Source organism: Williamsia muralis (genome assembly GCF_051487485.1).
Lineage (GTDB): Bacteria > Actinomycetota > Actinomycetes > Mycobacteriales > Mycobacteriaceae > Williamsia > Williamsia muralis_B.
In genome coordinates this window covers 478,847-501,027 of record NZ_JAHVCV010000002.1, presented here as the reverse complement: position 1 = coordinate 501,027, position 22,181 = coordinate 478,847, and the positions used below count along the sequence as shown (strand labels likewise).

The 22,181-nt window shown below is 63.3% G+C and carries 39 protein-coding genes; 5 read left to right on the top strand and 34 right to left on the bottom strand.

What is annotated here, in order from left to right; all coding sequences use genetic code 11:
* Nucleotide 1: 1 nt before the first annotated feature.
* The 12 genes from KXR83_RS05755 to KXR83_RS05700 all read right to left on the bottom strand — a co-directional run bounded on the left by KXR83_RS05755 (nt 2) and on the right by KXR83_RS05700 (nt 6,523).
* Complete coding sequence (locus tag KXR83_RS05755) at nt 2-1,567, bottom strand: terminase (RefSeq protein ID WP_437423978.1); 1,566 nt, start codon at nt 1,565-1,567, stop codon at nt 2-4.
* A gap of 110 nt (nt 1,568-1,677) precedes the next feature.
* A complete protein-coding gene (locus KXR83_RS05750; protein ID WP_437423977.1) occupies nt 1,678-2,139 on the bottom strand; it encodes a hypothetical protein in 462 nt (153 codons plus the stop codon).
* A 130-nt stretch (nt 2,140-2,269) separates the two neighbouring features.
* On the bottom strand, nt 2,270-2,587 hold the full coding sequence (locus KXR83_RS05745; RefSeq protein ID WP_437423976.1) for an HNH endonuclease: 318 nt from the start codon (nt 2,585-2,587) through the stop codon (nt 2,270-2,272).
* A complete protein-coding gene (locus KXR83_RS05740) occupies nt 2,587-2,796 on the bottom strand; it encodes a hypothetical protein (RefSeq protein WP_437423975.1) in 210 nt (69 codons plus the stop codon). Before KXR83_RS05740 ends, KXR83_RS05745 begins: the two co-directional genes overlap by 1 nt.
* The gene (locus KXR83_RS05735; protein WP_437423974.1) at nt 2,789-2,920 is read right to left on the bottom strand and encodes a hypothetical protein; all 132 of its coding nucleotides are present in this window, start codon (nt 2,918-2,920) and stop codon (nt 2,789-2,791) included. Before KXR83_RS05735 ends, KXR83_RS05740 begins: the two co-directional genes overlap by 8 nt.
* Nucleotides 2,913-3,185, bottom strand: coding sequence for a hypothetical protein (locus KXR83_RS05730; RefSeq protein WP_437423973.1), 273 nt, complete (start codon nt 3,183-3,185; stop codon nt 2,913-2,915). The genes KXR83_RS05735 and KXR83_RS05730 overlap by 8 nt, the downstream gene beginning before the upstream one ends.
* 184 nt (nt 3,186-3,369) lie before the next feature.
* Nucleotides 3,370-3,588, bottom strand: a complete 219-nt coding sequence (locus KXR83_RS05725; protein WP_437423972.1) for a hypothetical protein — start codon at nt 3,586-3,588, stop codon at nt 3,370-3,372.
* Between the two features lie 295 nt (nt 3,589-3,883).
* Nucleotides 3,884-4,639 carry a hypothetical protein gene (locus tag KXR83_RS05720; protein ID WP_437423971.1) on the bottom strand — a complete coding sequence of 252 codons (756 nt, stop codon included), beginning with the start codon at nt 4,637-4,639 and terminating at the stop codon, nt 3,884-3,886.
* A 57-nt stretch (nt 4,640-4,696) separates the two neighbouring features.
* A complete protein-coding gene (locus KXR83_RS05715; RefSeq protein ID WP_437423970.1) occupies nt 4,697-5,008 on the bottom strand; it encodes a hypothetical protein in 312 nt (103 codons plus the stop codon).
* Nucleotides 5,005-5,340, bottom strand: coding sequence for a hypothetical protein (locus tag KXR83_RS05710; protein WP_437423969.1), 336 nt, complete (start codon nt 5,338-5,340; stop codon nt 5,005-5,007). The genes KXR83_RS05715 and KXR83_RS05710 overlap by 4 nt, the downstream gene beginning before the upstream one ends.
* Nucleotides 5,337-6,224 carry a hypothetical protein gene (locus KXR83_RS05705; protein WP_437423968.1) on the bottom strand — a complete coding sequence of 296 codons (888 nt, stop codon included), beginning with the start codon at nt 6,222-6,224 and terminating at the stop codon, nt 5,337-5,339. The genes KXR83_RS05710 and KXR83_RS05705 overlap by 4 nt, the downstream gene beginning before the upstream one ends.
* 2 nt (nt 6,225-6,226) lie before the next feature.
* Nucleotides 6,227-6,523, bottom strand: coding sequence for a hypothetical protein (locus tag KXR83_RS05700; RefSeq protein ID WP_437423967.1), 297 nt, complete (start codon nt 6,521-6,523; stop codon nt 6,227-6,229).
* A 95-nt stretch (nt 6,524-6,618) separates the two neighbouring features.
* Between KXR83_RS05700 and KXR83_RS05695 the strand changes: the two genes are divergently transcribed.
* Nucleotides 6,619-7,101 (top strand): endonuclease VII domain-containing protein, encoded by a 483-nt coding sequence (locus tag KXR83_RS05695; protein ID WP_437423966.1) that lies wholly within the window; start codon nt 6,619-6,621, stop codon nt 7,099-7,101.
* Here KXR83_RS05695 and KXR83_RS05690 read toward each other — a convergent pair.
* The 22 genes from KXR83_RS05690 to KXR83_RS05585 form a co-directional block, all read right to left on the bottom strand.
* Nucleotides 7,053-7,424: a DUF4326 domain-containing protein gene (locus KXR83_RS05690; RefSeq protein ID WP_437424455.1), complete on the bottom strand. Its 372-nt coding sequence runs from the start codon at nt 7,422-7,424 to the stop codon at nt 7,053-7,055. The two genes, KXR83_RS05695 and KXR83_RS05690, sit on opposite strands and share 49 nt — an antisense overlap.
* Nucleotides 7,425-7,534: 110 nt before the next feature.
* Nucleotides 7,535-8,497: a DNA-methyltransferase gene (locus tag KXR83_RS05685; RefSeq protein WP_437423965.1), complete on the bottom strand. Its 963-nt coding sequence runs from the start codon at nt 8,495-8,497 to the stop codon at nt 7,535-7,537.
* Nucleotides 8,494-9,816, bottom strand: coding sequence for a helicase-related protein (locus KXR83_RS05680; RefSeq protein ID WP_437423964.1), 1,323 nt, complete (start codon nt 9,814-9,816; stop codon nt 8,494-8,496). The genes KXR83_RS05685 and KXR83_RS05680 overlap by 4 nt, the downstream gene beginning before the upstream one ends.
* Complete coding sequence (locus KXR83_RS05675; RefSeq protein WP_437423963.1) at nt 9,813-11,654, bottom strand: DNA cytosine methyltransferase; 1,842 nt, start codon at nt 11,652-11,654, stop codon at nt 9,813-9,815. The genes KXR83_RS05680 and KXR83_RS05675 overlap by 4 nt, the downstream gene beginning before the upstream one ends.
* A gap of 124 nt (nt 11,655-11,778) precedes the next feature.
* Nucleotides 11,779-11,934 (bottom strand): hypothetical protein, encoded by a 156-nt coding sequence (locus tag KXR83_RS05670; RefSeq protein WP_437423962.1) that lies wholly within the window; start codon nt 11,932-11,934, stop codon nt 11,779-11,781.
* Between the two features lie 175 nt (nt 11,935-12,109).
* On the bottom strand, nt 12,110-12,391 hold the full coding sequence (locus KXR83_RS05665) for a hypothetical protein (protein ID WP_437423961.1): 282 nt from the start codon (nt 12,389-12,391) through the stop codon (nt 12,110-12,112).
* On the bottom strand, nt 12,388-12,537 hold the full coding sequence (locus KXR83_RS05660; RefSeq protein WP_437423960.1) for a hypothetical protein: 150 nt from the start codon (nt 12,535-12,537) through the stop codon (nt 12,388-12,390). Before KXR83_RS05660 ends, KXR83_RS05665 begins: the two co-directional genes overlap by 4 nt.
* Nucleotides 12,534-12,992 (bottom strand): helix-turn-helix domain-containing protein, encoded by a 459-nt coding sequence (locus KXR83_RS05655; RefSeq protein ID WP_437423959.1) that lies wholly within the window; start codon nt 12,990-12,992, stop codon nt 12,534-12,536. The genes KXR83_RS05660 and KXR83_RS05655 overlap by 4 nt, the downstream gene beginning before the upstream one ends.
* On the bottom strand, nt 12,989-13,369 hold the full coding sequence (locus KXR83_RS05650) for a hypothetical protein (RefSeq protein ID WP_437423958.1): 381 nt from the start codon (nt 13,367-13,369) through the stop codon (nt 12,989-12,991). The genes KXR83_RS05655 and KXR83_RS05650 overlap by 4 nt, the downstream gene beginning before the upstream one ends.
* Nucleotides 13,366-14,529 carry a hypothetical protein gene (locus KXR83_RS05645; protein WP_437423957.1) on the bottom strand — a complete coding sequence of 388 codons (1,164 nt, stop codon included), beginning with the start codon at nt 14,527-14,529 and terminating at the stop codon, nt 13,366-13,368. Before KXR83_RS05645 ends, KXR83_RS05650 begins: the two co-directional genes overlap by 4 nt.
* Nucleotides 14,522-15,061 carry an NUMOD4 motif-containing HNH endonuclease gene (locus KXR83_RS05640; RefSeq protein WP_437423956.1) on the bottom strand — a complete coding sequence of 180 codons (540 nt, stop codon included), beginning with the start codon at nt 15,059-15,061 and terminating at the stop codon, nt 14,522-14,524. The genes KXR83_RS05645 and KXR83_RS05640 overlap by 8 nt, the downstream gene beginning before the upstream one ends.
* Nucleotides 15,054-15,911 (bottom strand): PD-(D/E)XK nuclease-like domain-containing protein, encoded by an 858-nt coding sequence (locus KXR83_RS05635; RefSeq protein WP_437423955.1) that lies wholly within the window; start codon nt 15,909-15,911, stop codon nt 15,054-15,056. Before KXR83_RS05635 ends, KXR83_RS05640 begins: the two co-directional genes overlap by 8 nt.
* A complete protein-coding gene (locus KXR83_RS05630; protein ID WP_437423954.1) occupies nt 15,904-16,239 on the bottom strand; it encodes a DUF7352 domain-containing protein in 336 nt (111 codons plus the stop codon). The genes KXR83_RS05635 and KXR83_RS05630 overlap by 8 nt, the downstream gene beginning before the upstream one ends.
* Complete coding sequence (locus KXR83_RS05625) at nt 16,236-16,781, bottom strand: hypothetical protein (RefSeq protein WP_437423953.1); 546 nt, start codon at nt 16,779-16,781, stop codon at nt 16,236-16,238. The genes KXR83_RS05630 and KXR83_RS05625 overlap by 4 nt, the downstream gene beginning before the upstream one ends.
* On the bottom strand, nt 16,778-16,999 hold the full coding sequence (locus KXR83_RS05620; RefSeq protein ID WP_437423952.1) for a hypothetical protein: 222 nt from the start codon (nt 16,997-16,999) through the stop codon (nt 16,778-16,780). Before KXR83_RS05620 ends, KXR83_RS05625 begins: the two co-directional genes overlap by 4 nt.
* Entirely contained in the window at nt 16,996-17,253 is a 258-nt protein-coding gene (locus KXR83_RS05615; protein ID WP_437423951.1) for a hypothetical protein, read from the bottom strand. Before KXR83_RS05615 ends, KXR83_RS05620 begins: the two co-directional genes overlap by 4 nt.
* On the bottom strand, nt 17,250-17,582 hold the full coding sequence (locus KXR83_RS05610) for a hypothetical protein (protein ID WP_437423950.1): 333 nt from the start codon (nt 17,580-17,582) through the stop codon (nt 17,250-17,252). The genes KXR83_RS05615 and KXR83_RS05610 overlap by 4 nt, the downstream gene beginning before the upstream one ends.
* Nucleotides 17,579-17,743, bottom strand: coding sequence for a hypothetical protein (locus tag KXR83_RS05605; RefSeq protein WP_437423949.1), 165 nt, complete (start codon nt 17,741-17,743; stop codon nt 17,579-17,581). The genes KXR83_RS05610 and KXR83_RS05605 overlap by 4 nt, the downstream gene beginning before the upstream one ends.
* Before the next feature lie 31 nt (nt 17,744-17,774).
* Nucleotides 17,775-18,035 (bottom strand): hypothetical protein, encoded by a 261-nt coding sequence (locus KXR83_RS05600; RefSeq protein ID WP_437423948.1) that lies wholly within the window; start codon nt 18,033-18,035, stop codon nt 17,775-17,777.
* Complete coding sequence (locus tag KXR83_RS05595) at nt 18,032-18,673, bottom strand: hypothetical protein (RefSeq protein ID WP_437423947.1); 642 nt, start codon at nt 18,671-18,673, stop codon at nt 18,032-18,034. Before KXR83_RS05595 ends, KXR83_RS05600 begins: the two co-directional genes overlap by 4 nt.
* Nucleotides 18,670-19,455, bottom strand: a complete 786-nt coding sequence (locus KXR83_RS05590; RefSeq protein ID WP_437423946.1) for a phage antirepressor KilAC domain-containing protein — start codon at nt 19,453-19,455, stop codon at nt 18,670-18,672. Before KXR83_RS05590 ends, KXR83_RS05595 begins: the two co-directional genes overlap by 4 nt.
* A 67-nt stretch (nt 19,456-19,522) precedes the next feature.
* Nucleotides 19,523-19,780 carry a helix-turn-helix domain-containing protein gene (locus tag KXR83_RS05585; RefSeq protein ID WP_437423945.1) on the bottom strand — a complete coding sequence of 86 codons (258 nt, stop codon included), beginning with the start codon at nt 19,778-19,780 and terminating at the stop codon, nt 19,523-19,525.
* Nucleotides 19,781-20,084: 304 nt separating this feature from the next.
* Here KXR83_RS05585 and KXR83_RS05580 point away from each other — a divergent pair, with 304 nt between their 5' ends.
* The 4 genes from KXR83_RS05580 to KXR83_RS05565 are packed head-to-tail and all read left to right on the top strand — an operon-like array spanning nt 20,085 to nt 22,109.
* Nucleotides 20,085-20,678 carry a hypothetical protein gene (locus KXR83_RS05580; protein ID WP_437423944.1) on the top strand — a complete coding sequence of 198 codons (594 nt, stop codon included), beginning with the start codon at nt 20,085-20,087 and terminating at the stop codon, nt 20,676-20,678.
* On the top strand, nt 20,675-21,199 hold the full coding sequence (locus KXR83_RS05575) for a hypothetical protein (protein WP_437423943.1): 525 nt from the start codon (nt 20,675-20,677) through the stop codon (nt 21,197-21,199). The genes KXR83_RS05580 and KXR83_RS05575 overlap by 4 nt, the downstream gene beginning before the upstream one ends.
* Nucleotides 21,178-21,648, top strand: a complete 471-nt coding sequence (locus KXR83_RS05570; protein WP_437423942.1) for a helix-turn-helix domain-containing protein — start codon at nt 21,178-21,180, stop codon at nt 21,646-21,648. Before KXR83_RS05575 ends, KXR83_RS05570 begins: the two co-directional genes overlap by 22 nt.
* A complete protein-coding gene (locus KXR83_RS05565) occupies nt 21,648-22,109 on the top strand; it encodes a hypothetical protein (protein WP_437423941.1) in 462 nt (153 codons plus the stop codon). The genes KXR83_RS05570 and KXR83_RS05565 overlap by 1 nt, the downstream gene beginning before the upstream one ends.
* The last annotated feature ends 72 nt before the right edge of the window (nt 22,110-22,181 follow it).

The following is a 22,181-nucleotide window of genomic DNA, read 5'->3' as shown; positions in this document are numbered from 1 at the left end:
CTCACCTCACCCTCGATATCTTCGGTCGCTTCTTCTTCACTGGCATGACTCCGGCAGACAACGCATCGAGGCGGCACTGGAAGGCCAGGACCGCGGCGACCGCTGCGTCGATCTTTCGGGAGGAGTAGTCGTTCTCTTTCGAGAGCGAAAGTTTGTCTCTGGAGAATCTGCGGCGCGCGTTGAGCACGTGCCGTGTCAGTCCCAGCGAGGCGTCGTGCGTCAGATCGTGGTTTCTGACTGCGGACTCCATTTGCTCGATCGCGCGTTGCACCAGCCCAGACCGGCCGCCGGTCATCCACCACTCAAACGGGTGAGCGGCGGTACCTTTCACCTTCACCTGGGACGAGTACTTTGCCTCCCACTGATTCACGTGAGAGCGCCAATCCTTGCCCGGGTCCGCATAGAAGCCGACGACGTTGTACCGCTTGAACGTGTCCGCGACCGTCGCGTTGATCTCCTCGACGGGCGCTTCCCACTCGGCCCACGCGCGCGGATCGTCGTCGGCCTCCCAGATGGCGATCTTGAACAGATGCCCATCCTTCACGCGGCAACCGATCAGCGCGGACGCATCCGGTTTTCCCTTCGCGCGCCCACGGGACCCGTCAAACCCCAGAGTGATCGGCTCACGGGACGTGACGACCACATCCTCGGCCTTGCAGCCAGCCCACTCCGGTTCCGAAAGCCACGAATTCGATGCGAACGTGATCTGGTTCAGGTAGTCAGAACGGGCAGTCTGCACGTCCGTCGCCGGATCCCAGATGATCGCGATCTGCGCCTCGAGGTCCACATGGCCAGGCGCGCACGGCGGGTCATGGATCACACACCCATCGGGATGCCCAGACGAATCCCCATAGGACACACGCAATGCGCGGGTCAGTGACTCGCGGTCGGTCATATCGGTATCGGGTGGAGACTCACGGTGATCCCACAGGATCGGTTGGTCGATTCGTGTCCGACCCTCAGCGGCCGCAGTCGCTGTCTCCGCTGACTTCTCAGCCACCGAACCATCACCCGGGATGTAGGCATTCGGCGACTCGATCGTCCGCCCACCATTCTTCGCAGTGTTCGTACGGATCTTCTGCGCCAACGCGGGCCCGCCATTCGACGGCACCCACTCCTCAGTCTGATCAAGCACCGCGAACGTGGTCGGCGCACCCTTGACGGTTCTGCCTGAGCTCGTTCGCTTCTCGATCTTCCCGCGGGCCAAGTTCACGACCGTGTCGAACGGCTCCACACCCGGATGCGCGTCATGAAGGGGCGCATCCTCGCGGAGCATCTCAACCATCGGCTGCCACGTGTTGTTCGTCTGATCCTCAGACACCGCCGCAACGTGCACCAGCGGCGTCCGGACTGTGGACCACGGCTTACCAACCGGCTGCCCGTTCGCATCCCAGCCGTCGAACAGCACGTCCGCCAAAGCCTCGACGATGCACAACCCGCCCAAGATCGGCGACTTGCCCCAGCCACGAGGCCGGCCCAACAAGCCGCGGCCGAACGTGAACCGACCAGTCAGAGGATCAAGCTGATACCAGCGGAGGATGAAATCCTCTTGCTCCCGGTAGGGCACGAAAGGCTCATACTCGCCAACCGCCGGCCGAGCGAGATACTCAGTCATCCAGTCGAGGACGTACCAACCCAACGTCGGAACCTCATTGGGCTCCGAAGGTTTCCACGGCACTAGACCGCTTTCAAAGGACCCCGCCGGTCGCGGGCAGAACCACCACGCGGCGGGTTCTTCTTCTCAGCCTCATCGGCCGCCGCATACGTAATCCGCAGACGCGCCCGATCCTCACCAGTCGCACCCATCTTCGCGACACGAAGCCGCAACTCCGGGAGCAACTTCAGATCGCCATCGCCCCACACCCGCGCGTGAAGTAGGGCGGTGTCGAGGAGAAAGTCCCAGTCGGTCGCGGTGAAGTCCTCGGCCATAGGCTCATCGCCCCAGGTCTGCCACCACCGTCGGGTCGCCTCAGGCCACTCAAACCGCTGCGACACCAAGGTGTCATCAACCTTGACCTGCACATCAAACTCAGGCAGATCCGGTTGCGCCACCGGCTCGGCCGTGTACACGCGCATACCCACCTGGCTCGAGTTCCTTCGAACCGCATTGCCCTTCGGGCGAGGTCCCTTGCCGGCCATGGCAATCAACCTCCTCAGCTGGTAGGGGAGACCCCCAGACCCGTACCAGATGCCAGCGCCAGAACTCTGTGGCTTCCATTTGGTGGCCGGGGGGAGGGGTGGATGGGGTGGGGTGTTCGTGTGTGAGCGGTCAGAGCATTCCGGGTGAGTTTTCGCGTGTTCCGGGGTGTCGGGCTGATCGTCTGTCTGTGCGCCGGCGGATGGCGGATTCGTGGCGGCCTTTGGCTGCGTTGCATGGTTCGCAACTGGCTCGAAGGTTGCTCGGATCGTATGGGTCACCGTCAGCGGCCACGTTGTTGATGTGGTCTACCTCGGTGGCATTGCCGATGCAGTCGCGTCCGTGGATCTGGCAGGTGTAGTTGTCGCGCTCCAGGACCTGCAGTCTCACTTCGCGCCATGCTCGTGTCGAGGTGATGCGGCTTGACTCGGTTCGTTCGGTCCACACCATCAGTGTTTGCCTGGCCAGCGTCCGAACACGCGGTGGTAGTACTCGGCTGCGAGGCCTTCTGCTTTGTCCTTGCTCATGTACTTCATGAGCAAAGCGAGCAGTGTGCGGTATGGCGTTGGGCTGCTTGCCCATTTGGCTTTGCCTTCGCCGATGGTCCAGTACCTGTTCAGTTCAGCTGAGGCACCGACCCCGGGGCTGGTGTCAGGCATCCTGCGATGCAAGCCACTCGGCTTGCTGAGCTTGGAGCAGCATGGTCAATGGTTCGCGTGCTTCACGGGCTTGGTGCTCGGCCTGTCGGGCGAATGCGATGGTCGTCTCGATGCGGTCAGTCATCGTCGTCCTCGTTGCTGTTCCATTCCAGTGCCATCACGAACGCCCGGTACTTCGCTGCTGCATGTTCGAGCAGGCCGAGTATGCGGTGTGTTGGTGTGTGGTTACCGTTGGATGCGAGGGTCGAGGTGAAGTACTCGGAGTATCCGTCTTCGCTGAATGACTGTGAGGCTGCCACGATCACGTACTCGGTGAGGACTGAGCCCGGCGCTTCTTCAGCCATCCAGGATTCGATGGCTTCGTTCAGCGCCTTCTCTGCGTCGGTCATTCGTCCGCCTCGCGTCCATCGAGGGAGTGGTGCGCGATCACCCAGCCCACGCTGCCGTCGTCACGTTTGACTGGTGCAGGTGTTGGGCCGCAGGTGCAGTCTTCGGCCTCAGCGTGGGCGATCAAGTCGCTGTCCGGGAGCACATGGACATCAGCGCCTGGTTCAGCTTGGGTCGCTGTCCAGGTCACGATGGGCCGCCGTGCGCTTGCGCTGTGTATGAGGCGGGGTCGGCGATCGGCTCGCAATAGTGGCCACGTGCACTCGGCTCGTGATCCCGGATGCACACGAGCTGGCCGTCCCGAGGAGCAATGACGCATTCATCATCCGCGAGAGTGAAGGCCATCGGGGTGGCACCGGGCTGGATCCAACCACCGTCGTCGTAGTTGCTTTGCTCTGCACTCACGAAGCCGCCTCCTGTGGATGGATGACGAGTATCACTTTGGCGCAGGAGCATTCGGGCTTGCCGCAACGTTCCAGTTGGCCGTGGTGGACGGGCAGGGCGCAGACACCAGAGCAGGGTGCGGTGCGTTTGGCCCAGCAGCGCGAGCATCGGAGTTGCAGCACGTGGTGCTCCGATCACTCGGGGAGCCAAGAATGTGAACTCGTCTGAAACGACGAAAGCGCGACGATGCCGGTGGGCATTCGTGTCGCGCTCTGCGAGCGAAGCTTAGCACCGGTGGTGGGGAAACATGTAGCGGTCATGCGTGCTTGGTTGTTCGTGTCTTGGGTTTGTGCTGGGCGAGGAGGACGAGTGCGTCGGCGAGCAGGTATTTGCCGCCGCGGGCGACGAGTCGTTCGGAGTCGATCCAGGACTTGATAGTCCTTCGGTGGATGCGCTTTTTACCTGCGATTGTCAGGGCGTCCTGGAGTTCGTCGGCGTCGAATAGGCGGTGTTGCATCGTCTCGATCATGGTGGCTTGTAGTGCGGGTACGTCCACGTCGGCGTTGCATTTGCTGCAGTGGTGGATGTCGGTTTTCTCGCGGCAGTAGACGCCGTCGCAGGTGATGCCGTCGGTGGTGGATTGGCAGGGGCCGGCGAACTCGACGGGCATGGGGATGTCTGCGAAGTGGACTGCTCGTTTGCGGGCGTCGGAGATTTCGTCGAACGCTTGGAATGCGTCGGTGCACAGTGCGAGGTCGACGATGTGGTCTTTCATCCAGTGGGCGGATTGTTTGGCGCGCAGGGTTCCTGGCCAGGGCAGGTGGCGGGTGTGGCTGACTGTGTCGACCCACGCTTGGAGGGTGCCGGTGAGTTCGATGGCGGCGTCGCCGGCTTTGTCGTGGAAGGGGAGTGGTTGGTCGGCGGACTTTCCTCCGTCGTTGCGTTCGCGGGCGGTGTCGCGGGCAACGACGTCGTCGAGTGCATCGGCGAGCCATGACGTGATGTCGTTGAGGCGTTTGGACAGGATCTTCATCAGTGATCGGTCGAGGTACAGGTGGTCTGTGTCGTTCATGCGAGCGCCTCCGATTGTTGGTGCAGCAGTGGATCGTTCGGGAGCCGTGCGGAAGGTTTATAGGGTGATCACCGCCAGGATGACGTCGCCGAGTTGTCGGAGGCGTTTGCCGCAGCCACCGCATTGGTGCCCGTGTCGGCAGGCCGTGGCGAGTTCGCGTTCGATGCTCTGCCGGAGTGTCTCGAAGCATTCGCTGCACAAGAGCGCGCTGACGTTGTCGCAGGCGTACAGGTCGTTGTCGCGCGGTGCGTGGTAGCGGATGCGCAGCGTGGCCGGTGGCGTCTCTTCGTGGCAGGTGCACTCGCACTGCGGTGTCGCGTCGAGGGATGCGACGTCTAGCGGGGCGACTTGGTGGGTGGGGATGCTCATTCTGGGATCCTCTTGCTCTCAGCGAGTTTCGCGATCTCGGCCATGGCCTTGCGGCGGGCGCTGTCGCTGGCGATTGGTTTGTCGAGTGCGAGTACTTCGGCGGCGGGTGCGGGTTGGCGCATGGCGGCCCGGACGATGGTGGTGACGTGGCCGGGCATGAGCCAGGCGGTCGAGTTGGTGAAGTGGGTGTGGACGGCTTCGAGTGCGGCGGCTTTGGTCCAGCGGCCGCGTTGTGCGGTTTGGTACCAGGCTGCGATGGCGGTTTCGCCGATGTCGCGGTTGTCGTAGGACTGGATGACCTGGAGCAGTTCGATGATGTCGTCGCGGTTCACTGGGCGCCTCCGTTGATCGCTCGCAGGTTGGTGGTTGGTGGGTTGATGCCGAGTTGCCGGAGGGCGACGGGGTCGGGGTTGTCTTTCATGAGTTCGAGTTCGACGAATTGGCGCTCAGACTTCGTGAGAGCTCGTTTGGGGGCGGCTCGGGGGTCTCGGGCCTTGAGGAGTCCGCTGACGAGCGAGGGGAGGATTCCGGGGCCAACGTCGGTGCGTGTCATCCACTCGTGGAGTGCCTGTTCGACGATGTGGGGTTCGGTGCCGCCGACGAGGAGTTCGCTGGCCTTGATGCGGAGTGCGGTCTTGACGGCGGCGGGCTGGTTGCGGGGGATGATCTCGCGGACCATGCGGGCGGCGTCGGGCTTGATGGCGGGACCGGTGGGGCGTTCGTTCGGCGTCTCGCCGGCGGTCGCGTCACTTAGGTGAGATGCCTCAGGTAGGTGACCAGTAGTTCTCTTTTCTTCTTCTACTTCTTCTTGGCTTAGGTTTCGCTTGATCCCATCGCTAAGCGGACGCTTGAGCTTCTGACCGGCGTTCACAGCCCGCACCTGGCCGCCTCTTTTGCCTGCTGCCCTGGCCTTTTCGATGGCTTCGGCTTGCTCTGCGGCCGACGTTTGGTGCTTCAAATAGTCGTGCAAAATGAACTCTTTTTTCACGACATCGTGAGTGCAGAATCCGTGCAGAATCAGTTCATTTCGCACGCGATATGGAACGATTTTGTTGAAGGTCCGGGCGTCCACGACACCGTCTGTCTTGAAGTCAGCGCAGTGTGACCACAGATCCAGGAGCGCCCAGCGAGCCGACATCGGCATCGCGAGCACCTTCGGATTCCGCACAAAGTCGGTGGTGACTTTGATGAACGGACGGGGGTCCTTCTCGGACACGATCAGGTACCAGTCCTCTCGTTTGAGAACCGCGCCATGGCGTTCGGGCCTGGCTGCGATTGCCAGCCTGCGGCATCTAGGAGGCAGGCACGGCACTTGTCGCTGCCGCTGCCGTCGGTCTCCCACCCTTCGGGTACGAGGCGGGCCCGGGCTGTCGCGAGCGCCTCGGTGAGATCTGACGCGCTGATGTTCGTCTGCTCGATCTGCCGACCGCATGCACCGACGCACGAGATGGTGATGTCGAAGGTGCCCACCCACGCACCGGTCGAGTCTTTGTTCTGGAACGCGAGGTAGGTCATGTTGCACCCCCGTTCGCGAGCTCGAGTAGGACGTCGGCGTGGCACGGCTGGCCGAGTTCCCGCGTATTGTCACGCTGACATGCCACACTGAACCGATGACGACCAAGACGTGCACCCGCTGCGGCCAGACGCTTCCCGTCGATCGCTTCGGGAAGTCCGGGAAGTACCTCCGGTCCGACTGCAAGGACTGCGCGAACGAGCGCACGCGGCAGTACGCGCAGGAAAACAAGGCTCGACGCAATGAGCGTCTTCAGGAATGGCGTAGAGCCAACCCCGATGCTGCTCGAGCGAAGGACCTCAGGGCCCGGTATATGCGCAAGTACGGGCTCACCCCCGACGATGTGGCGGCGATGAAGGCTGCGCAGGATGGCCGGTGCTTGATCTGCGGCGTCGAAGGCGAATTGTTCGTGGACCATTGCCACACGACGGGGCGAGTGCGCGGTGCGCTCTGCCCTTCTTGTAACACTTTCCTTGGTCGGGTTGAAGCCAATCCGGTCATTCTCGAGCGGATGCGTGACTATGCTGCGGGTCATCTCACATCTCCCTGGTTGGCCAACTCCAACAACACGTCTGCGTGACAGGGCATTCGGTTCCCGTTCTCGTCTTCGAGCGGGCACCAGCAGGCAAGATCTTTGCCGCGCAGTTCTCGTTCTGGGTCTCCACGTTCAAACGCTGCGTTATTGGTGGTGACCATGTTTCGATAGATGTCGACAACATCCTCTGCAGTCATTCGCGGAACAGGTTTTGGGCGGTATGGGCTTCCCATCCCTGGCCCCATCCAGTAAGCGGATGGGGCGCCGATGCGATATGGATTTCCCCACTTGCTGCCTCGGCCCACATACACAGCACCTTCGGGCATTCGCCAGCCTTTGGTGCGCTTGCGCTGGATCCGTTCCGGGATGACCATGGCCTTGAATCCGGAGCAGCGGCAGGAGTTGGTGCCGTCGCAGCCGATGCCGCCACCGTGCTGGTCGTCGGTGTGCCCGCAGCGCAAGCAGTTTGAGAGGGTGCTCATGACGCCTCGGAATCGAACAGGTTGGGCGCGTGGAGTTCGGACTCAAGGCGAATGAGGTTGTCGACCGCGGTTCGCCAGTAGCTCGGCTTGAGTTCGATCCCCACGGCTCGACGTCCGCGCTTCACGGACTGGTAGAGCTCGGACCCGATGCCTGCGAACGGGGTGAGGACGAGTTCGCCGGGGTTGGACCAGAGCCGTACGCAGCGATCGATGAATCCGAGTTGCAGCGGGGCGATGTGCCGTTCGTCGGCGCTTTCGCGGGCTACGCGGACGTTGAGGGTGTCGGTTTCCTTGATGCCGTGCCAGACGGGGCACAGGCCGCCGTCGTCGGTGAGCCATCCGCCCGCGTGCATGTCGGCCCAGATCGGGGAGGCCCATTCGATCCAGTCGTCGTTGGTGACTTCGCCGCTGGTGACGTCGTGCGGGATGCGGACGGCGTTGTCGCCGGGCTTCTTGAAGATCAGGAGGTAGTCGGCCATGGCGGGCCTGACCCGGGCGGAGTCGCGGTTCTTGCTGGCGAACGCGAGTTGCTGTGATTTGGTGCGGATCGACTGTGCCTGTGGGTCTTTCCATACGGTGACCTCGCCGAAGAATATCCAGCCCACATCTTGGAACAGTCGTATGACGTCGCCTCGGAAGTCGGTCAGTCCGATGTACCCGTCGACGGCCTTCTTGGTGGCGATCTGCTGGACGTGGACGCATGCGACGCGGCCAGGTTTGGTCACCCGAAGTTGCTCGTTGACGATGAACCTGTAGTGGTCCAGGAACTCGACGCGGCTCGATGAGTTGCCGAGGTCGCGTAGTGACGGGCTGTAGGTGTAGAGGCTGTCGAACGGCGGTGAGCAGATGCTCAGATCGACGGTGCTGGTGTCAATTTCGGCGAGTCGTTCGCAACTGTCGCCGAGCATGAGGTGCCAGTTCTGCCCGCGTTCGTCGGCGGTGATGTAGTCCTCGGTCATGCTGCTGCGACCTCCTGTCGTGCGCGCTGCATCTCGGCGACGAGCGCGGTGGTGATGTCGGACGCCTGGCGTTCTTTGCGTGCGACGTTGGATGCGATCTGCGATTCGAGTTCGGACAGCACGACATGGGCGCGCACGACCTCGGTTTGCCCGTAGCGGTAGCAGCGCCGGATCGCTTGGTAGTACTGCTCGTACGAGTCACCGAGCCCGACGAACGCCATGCGGTGGCAGTGCTGGTAGTTGAGTCCTTGTGATGCGATCTGCGGTTTGGTGATGAGGATGTCGAACTCCCTGTCGGCGAACGCCATGAGCATGCGGGCCTTCTCGTCAGCTGGAAGTGCGCCGTGGACGTTGACTGCGCCCGGTAGTGCAGCAGTGAGCGCGTCGGCTTCGGCGTTCAGGCCGCACCAGAGGATCCATGGACCTGGGTCGGCGGTGACTAGCGCGCTCGCTCTCTCGACGCGCTGGGTGAGTGTCTGGCGCCGGACCTGTGCGCGGCCCGACACTCCGCCGAGCTCCGTCGCAAACAGCTGGTCAGGCGAGTCGACCTCGACCGGGATCAGCTCGGGGATGATCTGTAACCCGGGCAGGATGTAGCCGGTGTCGTCTCCGCCCATGTCGGATGGTCGGGTGAGTGCGATCGCCCACTGGGCCATCCACTGCATCATCGGCTGCTTGGCGTGGCCCTTGAGACGCCAGCCGTCGTTGTCGTGGATGAAGTACGCGGCGAGCATGTGAGTGCGGGTCATGCGCCCCAGGAACTCTGCCTGGTTTGTCAGTTCCTCGGGATCGTTCGGTGCAGGCGTGGCGGAGCACGCGAGGCGGAACGGAACCGAGTTGAAGTGATCAATCAGCAGGGTCCGGGTCTTGCCGTCCGACTGCTTGAGGATGGACGACTCGTCGAGGACGACCGCGCAGAACAAGTCGGGGTCGAAGTGCTCGACCATCTCATAGTTGGTGACGTAGATGATCGAGTCATCCGGCACCACAGCATCATCGGTGCGGACGTACTGGATCGCGTTACGGGTGATCCCCACCTTCGCGCCCTCGCGGACGGTCTGCGCGCACACGGCTAGCGGGGCCACGATGAGTGCAGGCATGTTCGCCTGTTTCGAAAGCTGCCACGCCCATTCGAGTTGCATCATGGTCTTGCCGAGCCCGGTATCAGCCCAGATCGCGGCCCGCCCGACACGCAACGACCACTGGACAATCCGGGCCTGCCACTCGTGAAGTGACGGGTGGAGCTCGCACACCGCGATGTCGGGACCGGGAGCGATTGCCAGCTTCACCTTGCGGTCTAGGAAGTCTGAGTAACTCATGCTGCCACCGTCTCTCTGTGGAGTGCGGTGTGCAGCCTGCGGCCGATCCACTCGCCAACTTGAGGACTGACGGCGTTACCGAAGCCGTCGACTTGGTTGCGTGCGCTGCCCCAGACGATGAAGGTGCCTTGCTCGCCGGCGAAGTCGACGTCGAACCCGCAGCCGCGGCCGACTTCGTGGGCGGCCATCATCCGGAAGTAGCAGTCCTCGAGGGCCAGTTCGGACAGGGACCGCTGCCATTCGGCCGCGAGCAGGGCGGTGGTGTCTCGGGATGTGAGGGTGCCGAACGGGTCGGACAGCGGGTGCGGGGCCGTCTCGGTGCCGGTGGACCCGTTCTGCTTGTACCAACCGGAGAACAACATCCCGGGGATCTGGTCGGCGGTGACGGTTGGCATAGCTTCGGCGTGGGTGGTGGGCACGGTGTTTCGCCGGAACGGGATCACGCCGGATGACAGCAGGCCGAGGGTCTCTGACCCACCTTGAGTGGGCAGCGATTCGTTGGCACCTCGTGGCGCGCCTTGGAAGTTGTTGACGGCGAGCAGGATCGCCTTCTCGTGGGTGCTGGTGACTGTGTCCATCGGCTGGGTGAGGTGCTTACCGTCGCCGTTGTGCCGATGCGCGGCGATCACTTGTCCGGTGATTGCGACCGGGGGAGTGATCACCCCGGTGGTGTTGGTCGCGGTCTGCGCCCACAGCGGCTGGGTGAGATCCCTGCTACGGCAATCGGAGCCAGCGCGCTCGTAGGTGTTGCCGGCGGCGACCATGATCGCGCCGGTCGACAGGAGTGCTGTCTCTTGCTGGCTGGTTTGGGTGGCCATCGGCTGCCACGGATGCCGTTCTGATCCCCGGGTGGCCTTCGCGGGTAGGAGGACAGCTGGGAACTCGGCGAATCTCTGCCTGCATCGTTCGGCCCGGGCCATGGTTGCGGCGGCGAGCGGCTTCTTGCGGTCCCCGATACGGGTACCGAGGTCAGATAGGTCGAGTGCTGCGAGCGAGGGCGTCTGCGGTGGAACCACTTCGCCTCGGCACCGAGGGCACCTGTAGTTGTACTGCTTCCCGTACCGAACGGACCCGGTCGGGGGCACACCCGTCTTCCAGGACCACACGGCCTCCACCGTCTGATCGCAAGAGCTGCACCACGACGGCGGCCGGTGATCCAGATCGGGCGCCGGGACGTTGCGGTCCCAGAAAACGATGTACAGCCGGTCCCGAGACTGGGGGACACCGAAGAACATCGAGTTGAGGTACAGCACCTTGTGGCGGTAGCCGAGTTTGTCGAACTCGTTGAGCCACCATCGGTAGGTCGATCCGTCGCCGACTTTCGCGCGACCGGGTATGGCCGGGCCCCACGAGGTGAGCTCGGTGGTGCACTCGACGAGGATCATTCGTGGATGGTGTTGCGCCGCATAGTGCAGGACGCAGTTCGCGGTGGCCCGGTCCCGCTCGGATCGGGTGACGCGTTCGTCGAAGTCGGGGTCGTCGAGGTCGAACAGCGACACCCCCTGCTGGTACGCCTTCTGTGTGTTGGCCTGCGAGTGGTTGACACAGGAGACGCCGGCCACGAGGAGATCGCCGGGTGGCAGGTCTCGGGCGGAGTGGTAGTCCGCTGAGGTGGGGTCGACGAGGTCGGCGATCCAGTGCTCGGCGGTCGGGTGGTTCGCTTCGTGGACTTCGACTTTGTAGCGGTTGTGGTTGGCGGCCATGATCGTGGTGAACCCGGCGCGTTCAATGCCTCGAGTGAGGCCACCGAATCCGGAGAACAGATCGACGGCGACCAGGTCGTCGTGGGCGAACCGTCGCTCGCGAACGGCGGGCCTGTGTTCTGCGGTAAGCGTCATGATGGGTCCTCCCACACCACTCCGCACCCGCAGATGACAGCGGGCGGCTTGACGCCGTTCTGGCGCGGAATCTGCCAGTGGCGCAACACCCAGCGATGCCAACACATCTGGAGGTAGGCCATCATTACGCCTCCTCGATCTCATGTGTGATACCGGTCGGCGCGACGCCGATCTCTTTCTCTACGGCAGACTCGACGGGCCATACGAGGTCGGTTGCGAGCGAGTCGGGATCCCAATCAGAATCCATCGGGATGCGAACGTGCAGAACAAGATCAGGCATTGTTATTCCTTTCCGGCGCAGGTGATATGTAGCTCTCGGCCGCGCACGCGCTGGACTTCGGTGATGCCAACTACCCAGGGCTCGCCGCATGCGTCGCAGGTGCCGGGGTGTCGGGCGGTGGATGGGCCGCGGTTGCTGCGGCGGGTACGAAACTCGGCCGGGTCAGAGCGGCGCCTCATTGCTCATAGCCTTCGAACTCGACGTCGGCGAAGAACATGTCACGAGGGTCGCGGACACCCTCCACGCTGGTGATGGTGAAGATCGCGTTCTTGCCTGACTGCATCGGCGACACGAACTTGTCCCCAACCTCAGGGCGGCGGCTGAGCCAGCCGACCAGCTTCCCGACAGCCTTTCGACGTCGCAGCAGGCCAGTTCGCACTTCATGAGGTGGCGTCGACCACTCGATGCTGTTCCCCCAGCTGCGGTGGTTCTCTTGGCGGATCGTTCGGGCCGTCATGCCGCCTCGGCCCGCTTGATCCGGCGACGGTCCGCGACAGCTGCAGCGACAGCGTCCTTGCATGCCTGGCACGCCTGCTCGCCGTTGCGTAGGTGCCTCCTGTAGCGGGCCTCGGTGCCGTGGCCCTTCGGGTGCCGCGTCCTCATGCCGACCTCGCTTCGCCGTCGACGAGCTGGTCGGTCCATGCAAGTAGCTCCTGCGCCGAGTAGTCGTCGACGGGGACCATCGCGGCGAGGGTGACCACGAGCGTCTTCAGCTGGTTCGGCGTGATCGTGCCCAGCTCGGACCAGACGACGCGGGGGTCGTCTTCGCGGACATGGTTGGCCATCGCGACCGCGGCCGGAACAGCACCATCGAGGAGACGACGGCGCTCGGCCTTGGAAGGTGCGCCGATGGGCCCGTCGTCCGCGATCGTCGGGTCGAAGTCCTTGCCGCGCAGCCGACACACCGTCCGCTCACTCACGTGCAGGACACCGCTGATCTCGTCGGCCGAGTAGCCGCGCTCCGTCAACCGACGCACAGCGACGATCCGCTCCGGGTGAGTGAGTTTCACGTGTTCCCCGCGAAGCGCGCGCTGCACTGCGACCTCGTCGTAACTCACAGCTCGACCTCTTCGGCACTCGCCGCTCGGTCAGCCAACTCTTGAGCGAAGCGCTGCGACCGGGTGCCTGGGCCGCACCGCCAGGTGTGGCGAATGACGCGCTCTGCGAACCGATATGCCTCAGGCGAATCGAGATCGGGGAGGTGCGTCGGTTCGGGTGGAAGAGCAACAACGGGCAGTGAGGCGAGTGCCGCGACCGCGGCGTCGACCTGATCGTCTGTGCCAACGATGGCGGCCAGGCTCTGCGCCATTGAGATCGCCGCGTGCAGCTGTCCGATCGCGAGACTCTTCTGGACCTCGTACGCGTTCTCCGCCTCTGGGCTCGCCGCGTGGACGGCGCGACGCTCCGCCTCGGCGAGGTGATCGACGGTGGTCACTTCGCGGTCTCGCCTTCGATTGGAAGTTGCTGCCCCTCAGCGAGCTCGCGATCCTCGGCCTGTGAGCGCTCCAAGAAGTCGATCAAGCTGTGCGCCTCGTCCGCGGTGAGCTCGTTAGATGACTTGACGTTGCGACGCAACTGCTCGGACAGCCATGTGAGCTTGGCCGGGCGTTCGGTGACGCCCTCCTCCTTCAGGAGGATGTTCAGCTTTGTGACCTGGGCTCGTGAGATGCCGGCGATTGGCGTCTCGTCTGGTTGGGCGTCTGACTCGGCGACAGCCGGAGCCTCGTCCTGCTCGGGTTCCGGAGTCGGGTCGGGTTCGCTGGCGGGTTCCGGGTCCGGCTGCGCGACAGGCTTGATGATGTCGTCGGTGGACACGGCGCGAAGTGGGGGGAACTCCTCATCCCTGATCGCATCTCCAGCCTTGATCGATCGGTAGACAACGCCCATCCTGGCCACATCGGCGGCTGTCCAGGCGCCTTGCTGGCGACCAAGCTTGGCCTCGATTTGCTCGCCAGTGACGCCGATCGTTTTGAACGCGTTGACCATCTTGTCGATCCGGGAGGGGAGCGGCTCGCCTTCACCGTGCTCGAGAGTGGCCTCGCAGATATCGATGGCTTGCTCGGCGAACCAGCGGGGAAGCACGGTGCTGATGCACTCACGGACAGCGCGGGCACCGATGTTCTGGTTGTTGAGGTAGATGTCGCCGAGGTCGACGAGCTTCTGCCTGTTGCCAGCCTTCATGCGGGCGTGAGGAACGATGAATGTTCTGGTTGACCTGGTGTTCGTCTGAATATCCCAAGCAAAGGCCTGGATCTCGGACTCCTCGGCAGCGTCGTCGCGCCGGAGTTCGCGGACACCGTAGTTGAGGTTGCCCCAGATACGAGCGAGCTCGCGCATCAGGTGAACGGATGGCCCGTTGCCGCGGTTGGGGACGGCATAGAACGCGGAGTTCGCCATGGACAGTCGGCCGCAGACGTCTTTCATTTCAGCTTCGGCGCGGCTCATGTCGCGGGGGACCTGTTGGGCCACAACGACGGCGGCCTGCACCTCCGCGATCGCCCGTTGCTGCTCGACGGCGGTGGCCTGGCTGATCTTGGTGTTGTTGCCTGAGCCTGGGAGCGCGGCGAGTGGCTGGTACTTCGCGGGACTAGACATTGGTTGCCTCTTTCGTTCGGTTGAGTCGGTACTGGCGAGCGCGATCCGCGATGCAGGTCTTGCAGCAGCGGCCCTTTCGGGTAGAGCCACCGGCTTTCGGGTACGTGTAGGTGTTAGCGGGTGTGAACTCATGGCCGTGTTTGCAGTGGGTCTTTCGCGCCGCCTGATGAACGCCATGTCGAACCTGATCGACGGTGTTCTCGGAAGACGTTCCCCAGTGCAGGTTTTCGATCCGGTTGTTCGTGTGTACGCCGTCACGGTGGAGGCACACGCACCCCTCGGGCGGCGGTCCCGCGAAGGCCAGTAGGACTAACCGGTGGACGGATCGTGACTTGCCGACGCCATGACTAGAAAGTCTCACCATGAGGTGGCCGGTCGACAGGAGAGCTGGTCTCAAAATCCGTTCATGTTGAACACGTTGCGACCCGCCGCGAGCGGCAACCAACCTGCGCATGCTGCGAACCCGACCGTGCGACGAGACCTCGTACTGCCCTTCGTACCCGGCGATGGGCCGCCATTCTTCACTAGGCATTGAGCAACCCCGCTGACTGGTAGTAGGCATACTGGGGCATGTTGACCAGGTGGATGTGGTCGCCGTAGGACGGCCACGTATCGGTCGCCATGCAGTCGGCGAAGAGGCGGATCGCCGCGCGGTTGAGGTCACGGCCGAGTGCGATCGCTTCGGGGTCAAGCTCGACCACGCTGACCAGGTAGGGGGCGACTTTCGACTGAACGACAAACAGGAACGCTGCGTCGGCGAGTCCGTTCGCCTCCAGGCCGTCGAGGTAGAACGGCGCTTGCTGGTGGTAGCCGAAGTCGGCCGCTGACTTTCCGAACGCTGCTGGCTGTGCGCTTTTCGCGGTCGTCTTGTAGTCGACGCACAGCGGCCGGCCCGTGGTGGTGTGGGTGAGCCAGTCCGGTCGGCACCGCAGCCGCGACCCGGTCTCCGGGTCATCCCAGTACATCGACAACTCGGGCATTCCGTTCTCGAGCAACGCGGCTGCCACGGGGTTCCGCTTCACTGCCGCGGCCATGGCGTGCGCTTTCGCGTAGTCCTCGGACTTGAGTGGCGTCTTGCCCGCGGCCCGCGCCGCGTCGCGGGCCTCCTTCGAGGCCTTCGTGGCCCAGGAGTCGAACCCGACATCGACGAGGTCCGCACCCTTACCGAGCACGAGGGTGTGGGCTGCATGCCCGAACTCGAACTCTGTCTTGATCTCTGGAGGCTGGTCCTGCTCATAGCGGAAGATCGCGGGGCAGCTCGGCGGTAACAGCTTTCGGGCACCGGACGAGGAGAGTGAACTGCGGTCGGCGTGGTAGGTCAGGTCGGAGATGCCGTCGTAGATACCGGGTTCTGTGGGTGCGGTGGTGATGACGTCAGACATTGGACGTCACCGGGTACTCCACGAACACGTGCCAGACGAAGTCGCCGTCATCTTGGGTGAAGGTGCCGATGTACTGGCCGTCGTGTTTGAACTGGTGACCGGTCCCCGCGACGTGGACGTCGACCCGGAGCAGCTCATCGCTGCCGGGGATCGCCTCGTACCAAAGTTCGAACGCCGCCTGGTCGTTTTCCCGGGCAAGGATTTGCGTGCGCACACGCTCCACGTGCAGGGCCGCCACGAACCCTCGGAGCTGCAGCGTCTGAGTGTCTTGCAGCGGCAACGCCACGCGGTGGACGACCGAGGGAATGCGGCGATAGACGTTGTTCACTTCATCACCGCATCCCAGATCGCACGGGCACTCAGCGCATCACCCATTGCCGTGTGGGCGCCGGCCTTCTCGCCGCTGGGCAGACAGAGAGCGTCGAGGCAGTTCTGTAGGCCGCCGATCTCGCGTCCGAGGTGGCCGACGGTGATCGACTCGACGCACCGCAGCCGGTGGTACCAGGGCGGCGGCACGACCGGGCTGATGTTGCGGCGCAACAGTCGAGCGATCAGACCGGTGTCGAAACTGGGTACCGCGCCGACGATCTGGGGCGCGAGGTTACCGGGTCCGGGAGCGAGGAACGTCGCGATCTTGCGGGCCGCGTCGTACTGCCGCAGCGCCTGGCCCGCGTCGAACCGGGTCGCATGGTCGGCCTGAAACTCGGGCGGCAGACCCTCCACCTTGTGGGCGTCATGAAAGATCTGGATGAGCATCCGATCTTCGTCGCCCTCTGGGGTGCGCCGGATCGCGGCGAACTCCCAGATGTCCGAGTCGTCCTCGAGGCCGGTGCTCTCGACGTCGAGGAAAACGAGGTCGCGTTCGCTCACTTCGCGCACCTCCCGCACAGCAGGCTGTTGTCGCCGAGCCGGAACAGTTGGTCGCCTTCACGCACCTCTGCGTCGCAGCGATCGCAGTAGCTGTTGAACTTCGCCGCGAACGAGTAGAGGACTTCCGAGCCGCTCGGGAGGTCATCGAGGCCGCGGCAGTGGGCGCAGTGCTCGACGAGCAGATCGCTTTGTTCGCAACGGATGTCGGTGTCAGTCATGCGGTCCTCCGTTCCGGATTGAAGTAGAGAGTGGTCCGGTTTCGGTCGGCGTCGTATTCGGCGGCGGCCGCGAGGTACGCGGCGCCGAACCTGTCCGGGCCGTATAGCTGTTCCGGGTCGTGGTTCCGGCAGTCACCGGCGTAATGGGCGCGCGGGGTGTCGTCGCCCGGGACAAACGGTGATGGCAAGACCGGTGCCGGCAAGGGCTGGGTTCGCAGCTGCTTCGCGCGCTGTCTGCGCGACAGTCGGGTCATCGGGTTGCCAGTCGATTGACGCGCCGGGAGCGGCGGGCGACGCGGTTCTTCTCCCTCCGCTGCTGCACCCGCGCAATGCGGGGGTCAGGCTGACTGTGGCCCTCAAGGCGCCCGACCTCTCCGGGCCCATGCGGAGCGCGCGGCAGGTGGACCGTGTCGGCCCCATATCCGAGGTACACAGGCTGCTCTTGGAGCGCGCGGAATATGGCGACCTCGTAGGGTGAGGGCTCGCGTGCGGTGAGCGCGAGCCCCAGACTCTGTAGCGGAGCGGCCGTCACGGCCGTCGACTCTGGACGCTGTTCAACGGTGTGGATGTCGGCTGTGTTCACAGGTCGTCACCACCGACGATGCGCCCGCGATCAACTTCCTTGGCGTAGGCGTTGATGTCAACGCTACGACTGGAGTTGACGACCCCGATCGCAGTAAGGACCGCAATGGCGAGGCCGGCGCTACCCAGATAGATGGCGAGATAGGTCAGGAAGATGTACAACGGAATGCCTTTCAGAGATGGGGGTGGGTGATCAGGCGGACTTGCGTTTGATGGTTCGAGATCTGGGGGAGAGGCCTGATGCGCGCGGTTGCTCGAGGCCGTGAGTCTTGGTGGAAGAGATGTCGATCGCCTGCTGTACCTGTGCTGGTGTCACCCGCCATTCGCGAGATGGCTTCGCTCCGGGCCAGATGCCGGCGGCGAGGCGGCGCTTGTAGTGCTCAACCGAGCAGGGGATCAGGGCAGCTGCATCTTCGACTGACATCGTCAGTGGCTTCGTTTCGGTGTCGCTCATGCGGCCTTCTCCCTGAGGATTAGGAGTGCACTCAATGGCAGGCGCTCCCAGATGGCGGCGTCGATCCGAGCCTCGCGATGACGCATGTCCTCCGACTGCCGATCAGGATCGCCACCGCTAAAGGCCATGACGCACTTGGCGCCGCGCCGGTAGTGCACCCCGTACGCGGTGCCGCCCCAGTCCCGGTCGTCGAGGTAGATCTCAGACGGCAAACCCGACATGTAGGCAACAACATCCGGCACCACCCGCAGCGCTTTGAAGTCCTTGTTCGCCTGGCTCTCGCGGTAGGCCTTCGTCTTCCGCTTCGGGACCAAGTGATCGGACTTGGAATCGATCCGCCATCCGACGGGTGCGGGGACATACTCGGGATGCCCTGACCACAAACGCATTCCGCGCGTTGGGGCGAATCCTGTCAGCCTGCTTTGTCCAGCGAAACTCGACAGCCTGGCATCCTCAACTCGCAGACCGAGCTTCTCTGCCAGCGCTTGCACCTGATCGACGTATGCCTTGTAGTCAGCAACCCATCGGTCGTAGGCGGCGATCTGATCGGCATCAGTCGTGATCCACCACGCGGCGGGCACCGACCCCTTCGGCGCCTTATCGCCGACCAGACCTCGGATCCTCTCGATGTCACTCATGCCGCACGCCCGTTCATGCGGCGGTGGATCAGCTCAACACCACGGGGGAGGACCTGCAGGGTGTAGTGAGTGCAGCTGCCCCACTGATGCTCCACGACCCTCTCGCGAGTCTGGAAGTGGTGCGCGTACTGGGCGTAGAAGTCGTACATCACTGCGCCACACGGGGCGTGCTTCACGAAGATCAACTTCTCCTCGAGCAGCCACCGCCGCAGGTCCTTCTCTTTCCAATCGAGAACCTTGGCGACCTCGCGGACCAGGCGGGCGCCACCCTGCGACAGGAGGTAGTCGTCGGCGAGGTCGGCCTTGGGTGCGAGCTCGGCGACCTGAGCCTCAGCCCGGTCCGCCCGGTCAGCCTCGTCGGCCGCAGCGCGGAGCGCCTCGGCATAGGTGCGGGGGAGTGCCGGCGTCGCGGCCGCAACCTCAGCCTCTCGCGTCTTGATGACGAAGTACGTCTGCGCCGCCGCGATCTCCGGCTTACGAGGGTCACCGTTCAGGGCGACGAGGTAGCAGGCGTAGCGGGAAAGGTGAAAGTCGACTGCCGGCTTCGTCTGGGTAATTTTCGCGGCGCCGGGAAAATTGGTTGCCACGTCGTATCCGGCGTTGGAGGCGGAGACTTTGGCTCGGTCGATTGCGTCAGCGAACCTCTCCCACCGCTCGTACCCAAGGATGGGCATGAGGTCGCGGGCCGACCAGTACTCGCGGCCCTCGGGGGTGACGTGCCTGATCGTGTCGAACGGCGAGACTTCGCCGATCCTGGCGGGGGCGTTACGATGGTCTTGCACTGGATCTCCTTCCACGAGATCTCGTTCCGGAACCCGTCGCCTGCCCGCGGCGGGTTTTTTCGTGGGCCTAGGCCGCAGTCGACTTGTCGGACTGGCGCTCGGTACTTGACAGTCGCTCCTCAAAAAGGATGTCGGTCGGTACGCCGAGCGCACCCGCGATGCGATCGGCAACCTTCGGAGTGCAACTGGCCGAGCGGCCAGCGGTGAGGTGGTTAATGAAGCTGGGGTGCACCTCGACGGACCGCGCCAGCTGTCGGGCACTCATCTTCTTGTCCGGTTCAGGACCCACGAACGCCTGAAGCAGTTGAGGACTGCGGAGCTTCATCCAAGTCCCTTTCGGTCGACGTCTGTATCGGGTAGCCATCTCTGACCTTCTCCATCCTGCCTTCTAGGCGCCTATCTGTCAATCAATACTTGGTGAGTATGTGCCTAGTAGTAGGCAGGTGTCAAGCGAATGACACCGATGTGTTTTGCCTGCCTGGGGGTTTGCGGCACAATTGCCACTGTCAATTGGTAGGCAGGGATGCAGTCAGTCGAGTTGTATCCGGATCGGCCCGACCTGTGTTCGGGCTAGGCGGCACGATTTTGGGAGCGTTGCTATGACCCGCGGGAACGAACACGCTTCAAAGGTGCCCACCCTCGACGAGCTGATCGGCGAACGCAAACGCCTCCGCGGCTTCTCCTATGCAGACCTGGAGAACCGTGCAGACGCAGTGATCTCACGCCAGCGATGGCAACAGCTCGGGACGGGTGTGCGCGTCAAGGAGTTCCCCGAGCCCGCCACAATCACCGCGATGGCCAAAGCCCTCGATGTGGATGTCGCGGAAGTCGTCCTCGCGGCGGCGCGCTCGATCGGGCTCGACGTCAAGCGGGGCGCCCAGTCCGACCTTGCTGCACGGCTGCCATCCACGGCCGACCGCCTCAACGAGGTGCAGCGGGACGCGATTGTGACGCTCGTTCGCTCAATCACGGAGGCCACCAATGGCATGGAAACTACGCAGAAACCGGATGCACCGCGCGAGACGAACGAAGACCAGGAGGCAAAGGTCTACGCCTTGAATCCGAAGGATCAAGCCGACGAGCTTGATGACCCCGAGCCCGACTATTCGCTACCCAATGTGGCCTACACACCCAAGTTGGGAGAGAAGGGGTCGAAGGAGGCACGCGATCAGGATGAGCTGGCGGAGCGGCCCGACCCTGAGGGGCCGGAGGAGGGCGTGTGAACGGAGAGGGGGAAAGTTCCAACGAGTCGGAGTTTCCTCACGGCAACCGCGTCCTTCGTGGCCTTTGCCATTGGGAACACGCGCCGGAGGTCGAGGCTGGGTTCGGGGATCTGCTCCTGAAAGATCCCTTCGCTCATGGGAATCTACTGGGACAGATCGCTGAGTCGAAGTCGCAGCGTGGACTCGGCGGAAGCGGCCGTTACCGTCGAGAAAGGGACTACCGGTGTCCTTTGGAGTACGCGCCGACGAACGTTGCTTCGCCGCCCTGGCTGGGAGAGTTGAAGGCAAAAGGCCGGCCCGTGCGGAAGCGATCGAACAAGCACTTCGAGTGGCGGCTGTATTTCGGTGAAGCGATCAACCGCCGCGATCATGTCATCGGCATCAAGCTAGGCGACAAGAAGCCATCGCTCACAGAGGCCCAGAACCGCGTCCACCAGCGCAAGCAGATCGGTGCCGCGATGAAATACCTGAAGCGATATTTCAAGGACAAGGGCTACCGGTGGGCACCGTTCCCCGGCTGAGGCGGTTTTTGTTGCGCTATATTGCACCTATGCGCCGGAAGAAGGATCGATCAGAACCACTTGACTTGACGAGTGAAGGTCATGTCCGGAACGCGATGCGTCTGACTCAGCAGCGTCGGCGTCTCTTCGATGATCTCATTGCTATCCGGGAGAAGCGGAAGATCACTCAAACACAGGTCGCCGACGCGATCGGAATCCATCGATCAGGGATCAGCAAGTTTGAGGCTGACATCGAGGGGAGCAATCCTACGATGGAAGTCATTCTGCGCTACGCCCACGCTGTAGGGGCCAACCTGAGTCTGCGCGCGGTTCCGGCTGAGGAGTGGGAGCGGCAGCACGATCGGCTCTTAGCTCGGATGGAGGGCCGGTTGTGGACAAGTGTCGACAGTCAGAATGATGCCGACCTCGAACCGAGGCCCAATCCGATGGACCTAAGGGTCACCACCTAGTGAAGCTTGCGGAGCGATGCACGAACGCGTCTTTGCGCTGGCGGGAGCGGTCGATCAAGAGAAGGTTTCATGACGACGAACCCTTGGATGTCGAGCCGGAACCCGACGACGATCCAGATGAGGACGACTTTCAGGTAGCACTGACATTGGTGTTGGGTGCCCGACCCAAGGATCAGGTGCGGTGGGCTGAGGTTCGCGCTCGAATGAAGATCGAAGAGGCGCAGTTTGAGTTGACACTTGATCTGGCGGTTCGTTTCTTCTTCGATGCTGAGCCGCCGGAACCAGACGACACCGAGCTTTCTGAGTTTCTGGGCACTTATGCAGTGGACTACCTCTTCGGCTATCTCCGCGCCGGAATGGCAGACGCGGCGCGCTCTGTTGGGCTCCCGGCCCCCATGCTGCCGTTAACCGCTATCGACAAAGTGCGGGCGGTCGAGGTTCCGGTCAACAGACACGAATGACGCTGTTGTAATTCGTTGTGCCGCACAGGTTTGTCGGTGCTTGCCGATAGAACATCGGCATGGATACGAAGC

Excerpts from the sequence above, each read along its gene's own strand:
- KXR83_RS05715 (WP_437423970.1), bottom strand. The coding sequence starts at position 5,008 with ATGAGCATCCCCACCCACCAAGTCGCCCCGCTAGACGTCGCATCCCTC.
- KXR83_RS05645 (WP_437423957.1), bottom strand. The coding sequence starts at position 14,529 with ATGTCTAGTCCCGCGAAGTACCAGCCACTCGCCGCGCTCCCAGGCTCA.
- KXR83_RS05640 (WP_437423956.1), bottom strand. The coding sequence starts at position 15,061 with ATGCCTAGTGAAGAATGGCGGCCCATCGCCGGGTACGAAGGGCAGTAC.
- KXR83_RS05595 (WP_437423947.1), bottom strand. The coding sequence starts at position 18,673 with ATGAGTGACATCGAGAGGATCCGAGGTCTGGTCGGCGATAAGGCGCCG.
- KXR83_RS05750 (WP_437423977.1), bottom strand. The coding sequence starts at position 2,139 with ATGGCCGGCAAGGGACCTCGCCCGAAGGGCAATGCGGTTCGAAGGAAC.
- KXR83_RS05660 (WP_437423960.1), bottom strand. The coding sequence starts at position 12,537 with ATGAGGACGCGGCACCCGAAGGGCCACGGCACCGAGGCCCGCTACAGG.
- KXR83_RS05720 (WP_437423971.1), bottom strand. The coding sequence starts at position 4,639 with ATGAACGACACAGACCACCTGTACCTCGACCGATCACTGATGAAGATC.
- KXR83_RS05700 (WP_437423967.1), bottom strand. The coding sequence starts at position 6,523 with ATGACCTACCTCGCGTTCCAGAACAAAGACTCGACCGGTGCGTGGGTG.
- KXR83_RS05730 (WP_437423973.1), bottom strand. The coding sequence starts at position 3,185 with ATGACCGACGCAGAGAAGGCGCTGAACGAAGCCATCGAATCCTGGATG.
- KXR83_RS05670 (WP_437423962.1), bottom strand. The coding sequence starts at position 11,934 with ATGCCTGATCTTGTTCTGCACGTTCGCATCCCGATGGATTCTGATTGG.
- KXR83_RS05740 (WP_437423975.1), bottom strand. The coding sequence starts at position 2,796 with ATGCCTGACACCAGCCCCGGGGTCGGTGCCTCAGCTGAACTGAACAGG.
- KXR83_RS05585 (WP_437423945.1), bottom strand. The coding sequence starts at position 19,780 with ATGAAGCTCCGCAGTCCTCAACTGCTTCAGGCGTTCGTGGGTCCTGAA.
- KXR83_RS05615 (WP_437423951.1), bottom strand. The coding sequence starts at position 17,253 with ATGACCCGACTGTCGCGCAGACAGCGCGCGAAGCAGCTGCGAACCCAG.
- KXR83_RS05665 (WP_437423961.1), bottom strand. The coding sequence starts at position 12,391 with ATGACGGCCCGAACGATCCGCCAAGAGAACCACCGCAGCTGGGGGAAC.
- KXR83_RS05620 (WP_437423952.1), bottom strand. The coding sequence starts at position 16,999 with ATGACTGACACCGACATCCGTTGCGAACAAAGCGATCTGCTCGTCGAG.
- KXR83_RS05600 (WP_437423948.1), bottom strand. The coding sequence starts at position 18,035 with ATGAGCGACACCGAAACGAAGCCACTGACGATGTCAGTCGAAGATGCA.
- KXR83_RS05675 (WP_437423963.1), bottom strand. The coding sequence starts at position 11,654 with ATGACGCTTACCGCAGAACACAGGCCCGCCGTTCGCGAGCGACGGTTC.
- KXR83_RS05745 (WP_437423976.1), bottom strand. The coding sequence starts at position 2,587 with ATGGTGTGGACCGAACGAACCGAGTCAAGCCGCATCACCTCGACACGA.
- KXR83_RS05735 (WP_437423974.1), bottom strand. The coding sequence starts at position 2,920 with ATGACTGACCGCATCGAGACGACCATCGCATTCGCCCGACAGGCCGAG.
- KXR83_RS05685 (WP_437423965.1), bottom strand. The coding sequence starts at position 8,497 with ATGACCGAGGACTACATCACCGCCGACGAACGCGGGCAGAACTGGCAC.
- KXR83_RS05635 (WP_437423955.1), bottom strand. The coding sequence starts at position 15,911 with ATGTCTGACGTCATCACCACCGCACCCACAGAACCCGGTATCTACGAC.
- KXR83_RS05695 (WP_437423966.1), top strand. The coding sequence starts at position 6,619 with ATGACGACCAAGACGTGCACCCGCTGCGGCCAGACGCTTCCCGTCGAT.
- KXR83_RS05680 (WP_437423964.1), bottom strand. The coding sequence starts at position 9,816 with ATGAGTTACTCAGACTTCCTAGACCGCAAGGTGAAGCTGGCAATCGCT.